This window comes from Pseudomonas chlororaphis (assembly GCF_001921865.1).
GTDB classification, from domain to species: Bacteria; Pseudomonadota; Gammaproteobacteria; order Pseudomonadales; family Pseudomonadaceae; genus Aquipseudomonas; species Aquipseudomonas chlororaphis_D.
Window position 1 is genome coordinate 97,442 of record NZ_MSCT01000004.1, and the last position, 13,472, is coordinate 110,913.

The 13,472-nt window shown below is 62.6% G+C and carries 13 protein-coding genes; 12 read left to right on the top strand and 1 reads right to left on the bottom strand.

Translation table 11 applies throughout. From position 1 onward, the window contains the following. Positions 1-46: 46 nt before the first annotated feature. Together orn and BTN82_RS02385 are read left to right on the top strand one after the other, a co-directional pair. Complete coding sequence (gene orn / locus BTN82_RS02380) at positions 47-589, top strand: oligoribonuclease (protein WP_007921399.1); 543 nt, start codon at positions 47-49, stop codon at positions 587-589. 159 nt (positions 590-748) lie between these two features. Continuing rightward, a complete protein-coding gene (locus BTN82_RS02385; RefSeq protein ID WP_186828347.1) occupies positions 749-1,363 on the top strand; it encodes a trimeric intracellular cation channel family protein in 615 nt (204 codons plus the stop codon). On the opposite strand, the gene queG is transcribed toward BTN82_RS02385, so the two are convergent. Next, positions 1,345-2,424 (bottom strand): tRNA epoxyqueuosine(34) reductase QueG, encoded by a 1,080-nt coding sequence (queG, locus tag BTN82_RS02390; protein WP_075117589.1) that lies wholly within the window; start codon positions 2,422-2,424, stop codon positions 1,345-1,347. The genes BTN82_RS02385 and queG overlap by 19 nt on opposite strands. A 63-nt stretch (positions 2,425-2,487) precedes the next feature. On the opposite strand from queG, the gene BTN82_RS02395 reads away from it, so the two are divergent. The 10 genes from BTN82_RS02395 (at position 2,488) to BTN82_RS02440 (ending at position 13,420) form a co-directional block, all read left to right on the top strand. Next, positions 2,488-3,348, top strand: a complete 861-nt coding sequence (locus tag BTN82_RS02395; RefSeq protein WP_075117590.1) for an NAD(P)H-hydrate dehydratase — start codon at positions 2,488-2,490, stop codon at positions 3,346-3,348. Beyond that, positions 3,336-3,806, top strand: coding sequence for a tRNA (adenosine(37)-N6)-threonylcarbamoyltransferase complex ATPase subunit type 1 TsaE (gene tsaE / locus BTN82_RS02400; RefSeq protein ID WP_075117591.1), 471 nt, complete (start codon positions 3,336-3,338; stop codon positions 3,804-3,806). The genes BTN82_RS02395 and tsaE overlap by 13 nt, the downstream gene beginning before the upstream one ends. Before the next feature lie 3 nt (positions 3,807-3,809). Next, entirely contained in the window at positions 3,810-5,237 is a 1,428-nt protein-coding gene (locus BTN82_RS02405) for an N-acetylmuramoyl-L-alanine amidase (protein WP_222610202.1), read from the top strand. After that, a complete protein-coding gene (gene mutL / locus BTN82_RS02410; RefSeq protein ID WP_075117593.1) occupies positions 5,234-7,144 on the top strand; it encodes a DNA mismatch repair endonuclease MutL in 1,911 nt (636 codons plus the stop codon). The genes BTN82_RS02405 and mutL overlap by 4 nt, the downstream gene beginning before the upstream one ends. After that, entirely contained in the window at positions 7,144-8,115 is a 972-nt protein-coding gene (gene miaA, locus BTN82_RS02415) for a tRNA (adenosine(37)-N6)-dimethylallyltransferase MiaA (protein WP_075117594.1), read from the top strand. Before mutL ends, miaA begins: the two co-directional genes overlap by 1 nt. Before the next feature lie 92 nt (positions 8,116-8,207). Beyond that, positions 8,208-8,468, top strand: coding sequence for an RNA chaperone Hfq (gene hfq, locus BTN82_RS02420; RefSeq protein ID WP_007921378.1), 261 nt, complete (start codon positions 8,208-8,210; stop codon positions 8,466-8,468). Between the two features lie 12 nt (positions 8,469-8,480). After that, positions 8,481-9,782, top strand: coding sequence for a ribosome rescue GTPase HflX (gene hflX, locus BTN82_RS02425; RefSeq protein ID WP_075117595.1), 1,302 nt, complete (start codon positions 8,481-8,483; stop codon positions 9,780-9,782). Positions 9,783-9,878: 96 nt separating this feature from the next. Further along, positions 9,879-11,048 (top strand): FtsH protease activity modulator HflK, encoded by a 1,170-nt coding sequence (gene hflK / locus BTN82_RS02430; RefSeq protein ID WP_075117596.1) that lies wholly within the window; start codon positions 9,879-9,881, stop codon positions 11,046-11,048. Then, on the top strand, positions 11,048-11,917 hold the full coding sequence (gene hflC / locus BTN82_RS02435) for a protease modulator HflC (protein WP_038582569.1): 870 nt from the start codon (positions 11,048-11,050) through the stop codon (positions 11,915-11,917). The genes hflK and hflC overlap by 1 nt, the downstream gene beginning before the upstream one ends. Positions 11,918-12,232: 315 nt before the next feature. Continuing rightward, the gene (locus tag BTN82_RS02440; RefSeq protein ID WP_075117597.1) at positions 12,233-13,420 is read left to right on the top strand and encodes an ATP phosphoribosyltransferase regulatory subunit; all 1,188 of its coding nucleotides are present in this window, start codon (positions 12,233-12,235) and stop codon (positions 13,418-13,420) included. Positions 13,421-13,472 lie beyond the last annotated feature (52 nt).

Below are 13,472 nucleotides of genomic sequence, written 5' to 3' on the forward strand. Positions count from 1 at the left end.
AGGCCCCTCTAGGCTAAACTGCGCAACTACGCCGAGGAGCCCACACATGCAAAACCCGCAGAATCTGATCTGGATCGATCTGGAAATGACCGGTCTGAACCCTGACACCGACGTCATCATCGAGATGGCGACGATCGTCACCGATAGCAATCTCAATACCTTGGCTGAAGGCCCGGTCATCGCCATCCACCAGAGCGATGAAATCCTCGCCGGCATGGACGAGTGGAACACCCGCCAGCATGGCGGTTCGGGGCTGACCCAACGGGTGCGTGAAAGCCGCATCAGCATGGCCGAGGCAGAGGCACAGACCATCGCGTTCCTGGAACAGTGGGTGCCCAAGGGCAAGTCGCCGATCTGCGGCAACAGCATCTGCCAGGATCGGCGTTTCCTGTATCGCCACATGAAGGCGCTGGAAAGCTACTTCCACTACCGCAACCTCGATGTCTCGACCCTCAAGGAACTGGCCGCCCGCTGGGCGCCGGACGTGCGCGACAGTTTCAAGAAGGGCAGCACCCACCTGGCACTGGACGACATTCGTGAATCCATCGCCGAGTTGCAGCATTACCGCAAGCACTTCATCAAGCTCTGACGCTATCGCGAGCAAGCTCGCTCCTGCAGATACACGCTGTCCCATAGGAGCGGGCTTGCTTGTGATAGGCCGCACAGCGTTCTCCAGCCATTCAGTCAGCGCCCCCTTTTGGTGCCATCGCCAACTGAGTAGACTGCGCGCCTTCCTGAAAGGACCGCCATCATGCTGCTGATGCTTTACCTGATTGCCATTACCGCTGAAGCCATGACCGGCGCGTTGTCTGCCGGGCGTCGCGGCATGGACTGGTTCGGCGTGGTGCTGATCGCCTGCGTCACGGCCCTGGGCGGCGGTTCGGTGCGCGACGTGTTGTTGGGGCACTACCCACTGACCTGGGTCAAGCACCCGGAATACCTGGTGCTGACTTCGGCCGCGGCCCTGGTGACGATCTTTATCGCGCCGCTGATGCGCCACCTGCGTTCGCTGTTCCTGGTGCTCGACGCCGTGGGGCTGGTGGCGTTCACCCTGATCGGCTGCATGACCGCCCTGGAAATGGGCCACGGTATGCTGGTGGCCTCGGTCAGCGGGGTGATTACCGGGGTGTTCGGCGGGATTCTGCGAGACATCTTCTGCAACGACATTCCGCTGATCTTCCGTCGCGAGCTGTATGCCAGCGTCTCGTTCGCCGCGGCCTGGTGCTACATGCTCTGCATCTATCTGCAGTTGCCTGGCGAGCAGTCGATCCTGATCACTCTGTTCGGCGGTTTCCTACTGCGTTTGCTAGCGATCCGCTTTCACTGGGAAATGCCCAAGTTCGTCTATAACGACGAGCAGTGACGGCCGGCGTGCTGGTTCAGCGCCCATTCCACATGTTCGCGCACCAATTCTGACGGGTAGTCCCGGCGGGCCTTCAGGGCTTCCAGCACCGGGATGCTCGACGGCGCATTGCCCAGTCCTACCGCCAGGTTGCGCAGCCAGCGCTCGTAGCCGGCGCGGCGCAGCGGCGAACCTTCGGTGCTGCTGAGAAAGGTCTCCTCGTCCCACATGAACAATTCGGCCAGCTCGGCATTGTCGAGGTTGTGCCTTGGCTTGAAATCGCCTTCGCCGGACGGGCGAGCGAAGCGGTTCCACGGGCAGACGATCTGGCAGTCGTCGCAACCGAAGACACGGTTGCCGATCAATGGGCGCAGGTCCTCGGGAATGGCGTTTTTCAGCTCGATGGTCAGGTACGAAATGCAGCGCCGGGCGTCCAGGACGTAAGGGCCGACGAAGGCATTGGTCGGGCAGATGTCCAGGCAGGCGGTGCAGCGGCCGCAGTGCTCGGTGGCGTGGGGGGCGTCCACCGGCAGCGGCAGGTCGACGAACAGCTCGCTGAGGAAGAAGTAGCTACCGGCCTTGCGGTTGAGCACCAAGGTGTTCTTGCCGATCCAGCCGAGCCCGGCCTGTTCGGCGATGGCTTTTTCCAGCACCGGGGCGCTGTCGACGAAGGCGCGATAGCCGAACGGGCCGATTTCCTTCTGGATGCGCTCGGCCAGTTGCTGCACGCGCTTGCGGATCAGCTTGTGGTAGTCGCGGCCCAGGGCATAACGCGAGACATAGGCTTTTTCCGGTTGGGCCAGGCGCTGCGCCATCTGGGTGTCGCCGGGCAGGTAATCCATGCGCAGGGAGACCACGCGCAGGGTGCCAGGCACCAGCTCGTCCGGGTGGGAACGTTTGCTGCCGTGGGCGCCCATGTAGTCCATTTCGCCGTGATAGCCCGCCGCGAGCCAACGCTCCAGGTGCTGCTCATGCTCGGCCAGGTCCAGGCCGCTGATGCCGACTTGCTGAAAGCCCAGCTCGCGGCCCCAATCCTTGATCGATTGGGCGAGGGCGGGAAGATCGGTGGTAATGGCAGGCATGAGGCGAGAGAAACCGGGGCTGAGGTGCGTATAATTCTGCCAGACATCGGAGCCCGAAGACGCATGGCGCAGACAAAACACCCTTTACCCGACATCCAGCCGCTGGTGCCTGGCACTTTGCCGGCGCTGTGTGCTCGCTTGCCCGATGCCCATAAAGGCCAGTTCGGACACCTGTTGCTGATCGGCGGCGATCGCGGTTTTGGCGGCGCGGCCCTGCTCTGTGCCGAAAGTGCCCTGCGCAGCGGGGCCGGGATGGTTTCGCTGGCCACTCGCAGCGAACACGTTGCCGCCGCTCTGGCACGGATTCCCGAGGTCATGGCCCTGGGCGTGGATTCGGCCAACCAGTTGATGGGCTTGCTGGATCAGGCGTCGGTCATCGTCGCCGGCCCCGGCCTGGGGCAAGCCGCCTGGGGCCGTAGCCTGTTGTCTGCCGCGGCCAACGCGCCACGGCCGCAAGTCTGGGATGCCGATGCCCTGAATCTGCTGGCCAGCGGCGGCCTGACCTTGCCGCCGGGCAGCGTGATCACTCCGCATCCGGGGGAGGCCGCCCGGTTGCTGGGCCTGTCCACTGCCCAGGTGCAGGCGGATCGTCCGGCAGCTGCTGTGGCCTTGAGCAAAAAATATACCGCTGTCGCTGTCCTGAAAGGCGCCGGGAGCCTGATCGCCAGCCCCGACGGGTGCCTGGCTGGTTGCGAGCGTGGGCATCCGGCCATGGCCACCGCCGGGTTGGGGGATGTGTTGGCTGGGCTGGTCGGAGCTCTGCTGGCGCAAGGGATGACGGCGTTCGACAGCGCTTGCCTGGCGGTCTGGCTGCATGCGGTCGCGGGCGAGCAGCAAGGTAAATTGGGCCGGGGGCTGGCGGCCAGCGATTTGATCCCGGCCATTCGTCAGTTGTTGGAGGAGCAGTCACCGTGTCTGAAATAACCCTGTATATGGCGGACGAAAACGCCATGGTCGCCTTTGGCGCGCGCCTGGCGCAGGTCACCCAGGGGCTGGGCGTGATCTTTCTCGAGGGCGATCTGGGGGCAGGGAAAACCACGCTGTCGAGGGGCCTTATCCGTGGCTTGGGGCATGTCGGCGCGGTGAAGAGTCCGACCTTTACCCTGGTCGAGCCTTACGAAATCGGCGATGTGAGAGCGTTCCACTTCGATCTCTATCGCCTGGTCGATCCCGAGGAGCTGGAGTTTCTCGGTATTCGCGATTACTTAGAGGGCGATGCACTGTGCCTGATCGAGTGGCCCCAGCGTGGTGCGGGCTTTTTGCCAAAGCCGGACCTGACCATTACCATTAGCCCGCATAACAGCGGGCGTTCCCTGCATTTGTTGTCGCAAGGCTCGCGTGGCGAGTCCTGGTGTGCCGCTTTGGCGTTGGAATTCAAATAATTGATGGGGTTAGGTATGCGCATTCGCGCGTTGGTTGCTGTCGTAGGACTGTTGCTTACGGCATTGGCCGTCGACGCTCTGGCTGCTACACAGGTCCGCAGCGTTCGCCTGTGGCGGGCGCCGGACAACACTCGGCTGGTATTCGACCTGTCGGGCCCGGTCCAGCACAGCGTCTTCACCCTGACGGCCCCCGATCGTCTGGTCATCGATATCAACGGCGCGACCCTCGGCGGGCCGCTGAATGTCGCCACGGCGAACACGCCGATTACCGCCATGCGTTCGGCCCAACGTACCCCTACCGACCTGCGGGTGGTCATCGACCTGAAAAAGGCTGTCACCCCCAAGAGCTTTACCCTGACGCCCAATGCTCAATACGGCAATCGCCTGGTGGTCGACCTGTTCGATAACCCGGCCGATGCCGCGCCGACGCCGCCACCCGCGCCGAGTGTCGCGACGGTGCCCGCGGTTCCGGTAACGCCGGCCAAGCCTGAGATCAAGCTGCCACCGGCCCCGGCCGGCAAGCGCGACATCGTCGTGGTCATCGATGCTGGCCATGGCGGCGAAGACCCGGGCGCCTCGGGCTCTCGCGGCCAGCATGAGAAAGACGTGGTACTGGCCATCGCTCGCGAGTTGCAGCGCCAGATCAATGGCCTCAAGGGCTTCCGCGCCGAGTTGACCCGTACCGGCGACTACTTCATTCCGCTGCGCGGCCGTACCGAGATCGCTCGCAAGAAGGGCGCCGATCTGTTCGTCTCGATCCATGCCGACGCGGCGCCTTCGCGCGCGGCGTTCGGTGCCTCGGTGTTTGCGCTCTCCGACCGCGGTGCCACGTCCGAGACCGCGCGTTGGCTGGCGGACAGCGAAAACCGTTCCGACTTGATCGGCGGGGCCGGCAACGTCAGCCTCGATGACAAGGACCGGATGCTTGCCGGCGTCTTGCTCGACCTGTCCATGACCGCCTCGCTGACCTCCAGCCTCAACGTCGGCCAGAAAGTGCTCAGCAACATCGGCCGGGTCACGCCGCTGCACAAGCAGCGCGTCGAGCAGGCCGGGTTCATGGTGCTCAAGTCACCGGACATCCCATCGATCCTGGTGGAAACCGGCTTTATCTCCAATGCCAACGAAGCCTCCAAGCTGGCCACGGCCAGCCACCAGCAGGCATTGGCGCGTTCTATCAGTAGCGGTGTGCGGCAGTTCTTCCAGCAGAACCCACCGCCGGGCACCTACATCGCCTGGCTGCGCGACTCCGGGAAAATTGCCCAGGGCCCTCGCGACCACCGCGTGAGCCCGGGCGAAACCCTGGCGATGATCGCCGTGCGTTATCAGGTCTCCGCCGCCACCTTGCGCAGCGCCAACAACCTGAGCAGCGATGAGCTGAAAATCGGTCAGACCCTGACCATCCCGGGTACGGAACTGGCGGCCAAGGAATGAATGAAGCAGTTATCAGCAGCGCCCGCATCGAGCTGCTCAGTCCGCGCCTGGCGAACCAGATTGCCGCCGGCGAAGTCGTCGAGCGCCCGGCATCGGTGATCAAGGAGTTGCTGGAGAACAGCCTGGACTCCGGAGCCAAACGCATCGATGTGGATGTCGAGCAGGCGGGCGTCAAGCTGCTGCGAGTGCGCGACGACGGCGGCGGGATCTCCGCCGATGATCTGCCGCTGGCCCTGGCGCGTCACGCCACCAGCAAGATCCGCAACCTCGAGGACCTGGAGCAGGTCATGAGCCTGGGGTTCCGCGGTGAAGCCCTGGCGTCCATCAGTTCGGTCGCGCGCCTGACCCTGACGTCGCGAACCCGCGACGCCGAGCAGGCCTGGCAGGTCGAGACCGAAGGCCGTGACATGGCGCCGCGCGTGCAGCCAGCCGCTCATCCGGTCGGAACCTCGGTGGAGGTTCGCGACTTGTTCTTCAATACCCCGGCCCGGCGCAAATTCCTCAAGGCGGAAAAGACCGAGTTCGATCACCTGCAGGAAGTGATCAAGCGTCTGGCCCTGGCGCGGTTCGATGTGGCTTTTCACCTGCGCCACAACGGCAAGAGCGTGCTCAGCCTGCATGAGGCCAACGACGACGTGGCGCGTGCGCGGCGGGTGGCGGCGGTCTGCGGTTCGGGTTTTCTCGAGCAGGCGCTGCCGATCGAGGTCGAGCGTAACGGCCTGCATCTATGGGGCTGGGTCGGCTTGCCGACCTTTTCCCGCAGCCAGGCGGACCTGCAGTATTTCTACGTCAACGGCCGCGCGGTGCGCGACAAGCTGGTCGCCCACGCGGTGCGCCAGGCTTATCGCGACGTGTTGTTCAACGGGCGGCATCCGACGTTCGTGCTGTTCTTCGAGGTCGATCCGGCAGTGGTGGACGTCAACGTGCACCCCACCAAGCACGAAGTGCGCTTCCGCGACGGGCGCATGGTCCACGATTTCCTGTACGGCACCTTGCACCGCGCTTTGGGCGACGTCCGCCCGGAGGACCATCTGGCGGCACCGGCTGCGACGGCGGGGATTGTCCGCCCGACGGGTATCGAAGCCGGCGAGTTCGGCCCCCAGGGCGAGATGCGCCTGGCCGCGAACATGGCGCTGGAGCAGCCGCAGGCCCAGCCGGCCTTCAGCCCGCCGGGCTCTGGCGCCGGCGCAGGCTATCAATACCAGTACACGCCACGCCCGCAGCCGACGCTGCCGGCGGCCGAGGCGCAGAGCGCCTATCGCGAGTTTTTTGCGCCGTTGCCTGAGTCGGGCGCGGTGTCCCTGCCGGACTCCCAGGGTGATATCCCGCCGCTGGGCTACGCGCTGGCCCAGCTCAAAGGCATCTATATCCTTGCGGAAAATGCCCAGGGCCTGGTGCTGGTGGATATGCACGCGGCCCACGAACGGATCATGTACGAGCGCTTGAAGGTGGCGATGGCCAGCGAAGGCCTGAGCGGCCAGCCGCTGCTGGTGCCGGAGTCGATTGCGGTCAGCCAGCGCGAAGCCGATTGTGCCGAAGAGCACGTCAGCTGGTTCCAGCGCCTGGGGTTCGAGTTGCAGCGCCTGGGGCCGGAGTCGCTGGCGATCCGGCAGATTCCGGCCTTGCTCAAGCAAGCGGAAGCCAATCGCCTGGTGCATGACGTTTTGGCCGACCTGATGGAATACGGCACCAGTGACCGTATCCAGGCGCATCTCAACGAGCTGCTGGGCACCATGGCCTGTCACGGTGCAATCCGGGCCAACCGGCGACTGGCCTTGCCGGAGATGAACGGCTTGTTGCGGGACATGGAAAACACCGAGCGCAGCGGCCAATGCAACCATGGCCGACCGACCTGGACCCAGTTGGGCCTGGACGATCTGGACAAACTTTTCTTGCGCGGTCGTTGATGAGCCAGTTTCCTCCCGCGATTTTCCTGATGGGCCCGACTGCCGCCGGCAAGACCGACCTGGCCATCGAACTCACCAAGGTCCTGCCTTGCGAGCTGATCAGTGTCGATTCGGCGCTGGTCTACCGCGGCATGGACATCGGTACCGCCAAACCGTCCAGGGAAATCCTCGCCGAGTTCCCGCACCGCTTGATCGATATCCTCGACCCGGCCGAAAGTTATTCGGCGGCGGATTTTCGCAGCGATGCGTTGGCGGCCATGGCCGACATCACCGCCCGCGGCAAGATTCCGCTGCTGGTCGGCGGGACCATGCTCTATTACAAGGCTCTGCTTGAGGGGCTGGCGGACATGCCGCCGGCCGATCCGCAGGTGCGCGCCGAGCTGGAAGAAGAGGCGGCGCGCCTTGGCTGGCAGGCTTTGCACGACCAGTTGGCGGCGATCGACCCCGAGTCGGCGGCGCGGATTCATCCCAACGATCCGCAACGCCTGACCCGGGCGCTGGAAGTCTATCGGGTCAGCGGCCTGAGCATGACCGCCCACAGACTGCGACAATCTGCGCAAAGTACTGAAGCAGCCGCGTCGGGACGGGGACAATTGCCCTATACTGTCGCGAACTTGGCCATTGCCCCGGCAAACCGTCAGGTACTGCATCAGCGTATTGCACAAAGATTCACAATTATGTTGGAACAGGGATTCGTCGACGAGGTCGTAGCTCTGCGCTCTAGAAGTGACCTGCATGCCGGGTTGCCGTCTATACGTGCTGTAGGCTACCGACAAGTCTGGGATCATCTGGATGGCAAGCTGACATTCGCCGAGATGCAGGAGCGCGGCATCATTGCCACGCGCCAATTGGCGAAACGCCAGTTCACCTGGTTACGCAGCTGGGCTGATTTACACTGGCTGGACAGCCTGGATTGCGACAATCTGCCGCGCGCCTTGAAATACCTGGGAACGGTCTCCATATTGGGCTGAGTCCTTGCAATTGCCGTCTATCCTTGGGGGTGGGGCGGCTTGAGCCATCTGTTTTCCGATTTTTATTATTGATCCTTAAAGGAGTACGGCACATGTCAAAAGGGCATTCGCTACAAGACCCTTACTTGAACACTTTACGTAAAGAGAAAGTTGGGGTTTCCATCTATCTGGTCAACGGCATCAAGCTGCAAGGTACGATCGAGTCTTTCGACCAGTTCGTCATCCTGCTGAAAAATACCGTCAGCCAAATGGTTTACAAGCACGCTATCTCGACAGTGGTGCCGGTTCGTCCAATTCGCCTGCCTAGCGCATCCGAATCCGAACAGGGCGACGCTGAACCAGGTAACGCCTGATAGGAGTCTCCTTTGTTCTTTGAGCGCCACGGTGGTGGTGAGCGGGCAATTCTCGTTCACTTGGATGGTCAGGACCCTGAGGCGCGCGAAGATCCGCAGGAGTTTCAGGAGTTGGCAATATCGGCCGGCGCCGAGACCGTCGCGTTTGTTAACGTGCCGCGTCATCGGCCAACCGCCAAGTACCTGGTTGGCAGTGGCAAGGTCGAAGAGTTACGCGACCTGGTCCAGGCCGAACAGGTCGACCTGGTGATTTTCAATCACATCCTCACACCCAGTCAGGAACGCAACCTCGAACGTGCTTTCGAGTGTCGCGTGATTGATCGCACGGGTCTGATTCTCGATATTTTCGCCCAGCGCGCCCGTACTCATGAAGGCAAGCTCCAGGTAGAACTGGCCCAGCTTGAGCACATGAGCACGCGTCTGGTTCGTGGCTGGACTCACCTCGAGCGGCAGAAAGGCGGTATCGGTCTGCGCGGCCCGGGTGAAACCCAGCTCGAGACCGACCGGCGTCTCCTGCGGGTTCGCCTGCGGCAGATCAAGGGCCGGCTGGAGAAGGTCCGCAGCCAGCGCGAGCAGGCCCGTCGCGGGCGCAAGCGCGCGGATATCCCTTCGGTGTCGTTGGTGGGTTACACCAACGCCGGCAAGTCTACTTTGTTCAACTCCGTGACCGAGTCCGATGTGTTCGCGGCCGATCAACTGTTCGCCACCCTCGATCCGACCCTGCGCCGGCTCGAGCTGGACGACCTGGGGCCGATCGTGCTGGCCGACACCGTGGGCTTCATCCGTCACCTGCCGCACAAGCTGGTGGAGGCGTTTCGGGCTACGCTCGAGGAGTCGAGCAACTCCGACCTGCTGCTGCATGTCATCGATGCCCATGAGCCCGAGCGCATGGCGCAGATCGAGCAGGTCATGGTGGTGCTCGGCGAGATCGGGGCCCAGGACTTGCCGATCCTGGAGGTCTATAACAAACTCGATTTGCTCGAGGGCGTGGACCCGCAGATCCAGCGTGATGCCGACGGCAAGCCGCAGCGGGTCTGGTTGTCGGCCCGCGAAGGGCAAGGGCTGGACCTGCTCAAACAGGCCATCGCCGAGCTGTTGGGCGAGGATTTGTTCGTCGGCACCTTGCGCTTGCCGCAGCGTTTTGCTCGACTGCGAGCGCAGTTCTTCGAGTTGGGCGCGGTACAGAAGGAAGATCACGACGAGGAAGGTGTCAGCCTGCTGGCTGTTCGCTTGCCACGAGTCGAGCTGAATCGACTGGTAAGCCGCGAAGGCATGCAGCCGCTGGAGTTCATCGAGCAACACACTTTGCAATAAAAGCCTGAAAAAGCGGTTGTGCCGCTGTAGCAGGCATTCTGTAGCATTGGTCGGCGCGCCGTGGGTGCGTCTTTGCTTTATCAGATGGAGAGCGCTATGGCTTGGAATGAGCCGGGTGGCAACTCGAATAATCAGGATCCTTGGGGTGGTAAACGCCGCAACAATGGCGACCGCAAGGGGCCACCGGATCTCGACGAGGCCTTCCGTAAGCTGCAGGAAAGCCTGAATGGGTTGTTCGGTGGTGGTAAGAAACGTGGTGACGATGGTGGCGGTTCCGGTAAGGGCGGCGGTCTTGGCCTGCTCGGTATCGGTCTGGTCGTGCTGGCGGCCGTGTGGCTGTACAGCGCGGTATATGTCGTGGACGAGCAGGAGCAAGCCGTGGTGCTGCGCTTCGGCAAGTACTACGAAACCGTCGGCCCGGGCCTGAACATCTACTTCCCGCCGATCGATCGCAAGTACATGGAAAACGTCACGCGTGAGCGTGCCTACACCAAGCAGGGGCAGATGCTGACTGAAGACGAGAACATCGTCGAAGTGCCGCTGACCGTGCAGTACAAGATCAGTAACCTGCAGGACTTCGTGCTGAACGTCGATCAGCCGGAAATCAGCCTGCAGCACGCGACCGACAGTGCCTTGCGCCACGTGGTGGGCTCCACCGCGATGGACCAGGTGTTGACCGAAGGTCGTGAATTGATGGCCAGCGAGATCAAGGAGCGTCTGCAACGTTTCCTCGATACCTACCGCACCGGTATCACCGTGACCCAGGTGAACGTACAGAGCGCGGCGGCACCGCGTGAAGTGCAGGAAGCCTTCGATGACGTGATCCGTGCCCGTGAAGATGAACAGCGTTCGCGCAACCAGGCTGAAACCTATGCCAATGGCGTCGTGCCGGAGGCTCGCGGTCAGGCCCAGCGCATCATCGAAGATGCCAATGGTTATCGCGGCGAAGTGGTTTCCCGCGCCAAGGGTGAGGCCGATCGCTTCACCAAGCTGGTGGCCGAATACCGCAAGGCGCCTGAAGTTACCCGTGAGCGTCTGTACCTGGACACCATGCAGGAAGTCTTCAGCAATACCAGCAAGGTACTCGTGACCGGCAACAAGAACGGCCAAAGCAACCTGCTGTATCTGCCGTTGGACAAGATGGTCGAAAGTGGCCGCAGCACCAGCGCTCCGGTGACTGGCGCAGCAGCGAGCAGCAACGAAGCGAATGCGCGTGCGGCAGCTGATCTGCAGCAACAGCAAGCGCGTACCAGGGAGAGTCGCTGATGAGCAATAAATCGCTGATCGCCCTTATCGTCGGCGTCGTCGTGGCGATCGCTGCCTGGAACTGCTTCTACATCGTCGCTCAGACCGAGCGCGCGGTGTTGCTGCAGTTCGGTCGTGTGGTCCAGGCTGACGTTCAGCCGGGCCTGCATGTGAAAGTGCCCTATGTGAACCAGGTGCGTAAGTTCGACGCTCGCCTGATGACCCTGGATGCACCGACCCAACGTTTCCTGACGTTGGAAAAGAAAGCCGTGATGGTCGATGCCTATGCCAAATGGCGCGTGAAGGACGCGGAGCGTTTCTACACCGCGACTTCCGGCCTCAAGCAGATCGCTGACGAGCGTCTTTCTCGTCGTCTGGAGTCGGGCCTGCGCGACCAGTTCGGTAAGCGCACTCTGCACGAAGTGGTTTCCGGCGAGCGCGACGCGCTGATGGCGGATATCACGGCGTCGCTCAACAAGATGGCCGAGAAAGAATTGGGCATCGAAGTGGTCGATGTCCGGGTCAAGGCCATCGACTTGCCGAAGGAAGTCAACCGCAGCGTCTTCGAGCGGATGAGCACCGAGCGTGAGCGTGAAGCTCGCGAGCACCGCGCCAAGGGTAACGAGCTGGCTGAAGGTATTCGTGCCGATGCCGATCGTCAGCGCCGCGTACTGTTGGCTGAGGCCTATCGCGAGTCGGAAGAGATTCGCGGTGACGGCGACGCCCAGGCCGCAGCCATCTACTCCAAGGCCTACGGCCAGGACCAGGAATTCTACGGTTTCTACCGTAGCCTGCGCGCCTATCGTGAAAGCTTCGCGAACAAATCCGACGTCATGGTCCTCGACCCAAGCAGCGACTTTTTCCGTTACCTGGAAAAGGCCAAGCCTTGATACGTCGTTGACCTGAATCACCCCCGCCTGGCGGCTAAAACGTCTGGCGGGGTGATCCTTTGGGAAAACGAGTGTATGATGCGGCAGCCGGGAAATTCCCGGCTTTTTTGCGTCTGCACGTTTGATTGTGGTTGTTGGTGCAAGACGGCGAGTTGAACGACTCGACAGCTTTTTTCGAGGAAAGTGAGTGGCGAAGCCGGTTTCAGGCTTTTTGCCGTGTCGCCCATGCGCGGGGTTTGCGTAAGGGCGCTTCATTTTCTGCTTCACTCAAGGCCCGCCCATAGGCAGGCCGCCTGGTCACAGGGGAATGGCGTAATGGCAACGGTAGACCGCTGGCTGCTGCCAGATGGCATCGAAGAAGTACTGCCACCTGAGGCGGCGCGTATTGAAGTCGCGCGTCGTCAGGTGTTGGATCTGTTCCAGAGCTGGGGTTACGAGTTCGTCGTGACTCCCCATATCGAGTACCTGGAATCCTTGCTGACTGGCGCGGGCCAGGACCTCGATCTGCGTACTTTCAAGGTCATCGACCCGCAATCGGGTCGGCAGATGGGGTTCCGCGCCGACATTACGCCGCAGGTGGCCCGCATCGATGCGCATACCCTGCGTCGCGAAGGTCCGAGCCGCCTGTGCTATGCCGGTAGCGTGCTGCATGCCCAGCCGCGTGCCTTGTCGTCCTCGCGCAGCCCGATCCAGTTGGGTGCCGAGTTATACGGCGATGCGAGCCCGAGCAGCGACGTGGAAGTCATCAGCCTGATGCTGGCGATGCTGCAACTGGCCGACGTGCCGGATGTGCACATGGACCTGGGGCATGTCGGTATCTACCGTGGCCTGGCTCGAGCGGCCGGTCTGTCCGGTGAGGTGGAGCAACAACTGTTCGATGCCTTGCAACGCAAGGCCATCGACGAGGTCATTACCCTGACCGAAGGCCTCCCGGCCGAGCTGTCCGGCATGCTGCGGGCGCTGGTCGACCTGTGCGGCGGCCGCGAAGTACTGACGGCGGCCCGCGAGCGCCTGGCGAACGCGCCGGCGCCGGTATTGGCGGCACTGGACGACCTGCTGGCGATTGCCGAGCGTCTTTCCGTGCGATTCCCCGAGTTGCCGCTGTACTTCGACCTGGGCGAGCTGCGTGGCTACCACTACCACACAGGTGTGGTGTTTGCCGTGTTCGTGCCGGGTGTTGGCCAGTCCATCGCCCAGGGCGGTCGTTACGACGACATCGGCGCCGACTTCGGTCGCGCCCGTCCGGCAACCGGCTTCTCCACCGATTTGAAAACCCTGGTGACCCTGGGGCGTGCTGAGATCGAGCTACCGTCTGGCGGTATCTGGATGCCGGACAGCACGGATGCGGCTCTCTGGCAGCAGGTTTGCCAGTTGCGCAGCGAGGGTCAGCGTGTCGTCCAGGCCCTGCCTGGGCAACCATTGGCCGCCGCCCGTGATGCGGACTGCGACCGGCAATTGATTCAGCAGAACGGGCTTTGGCAAGTATTGCCGCTGGCTTCTTGAGTTTTCCCGCCGGCCGTTGCCGGCACCAAGTTTGCGCGAATGAGGACAAGTG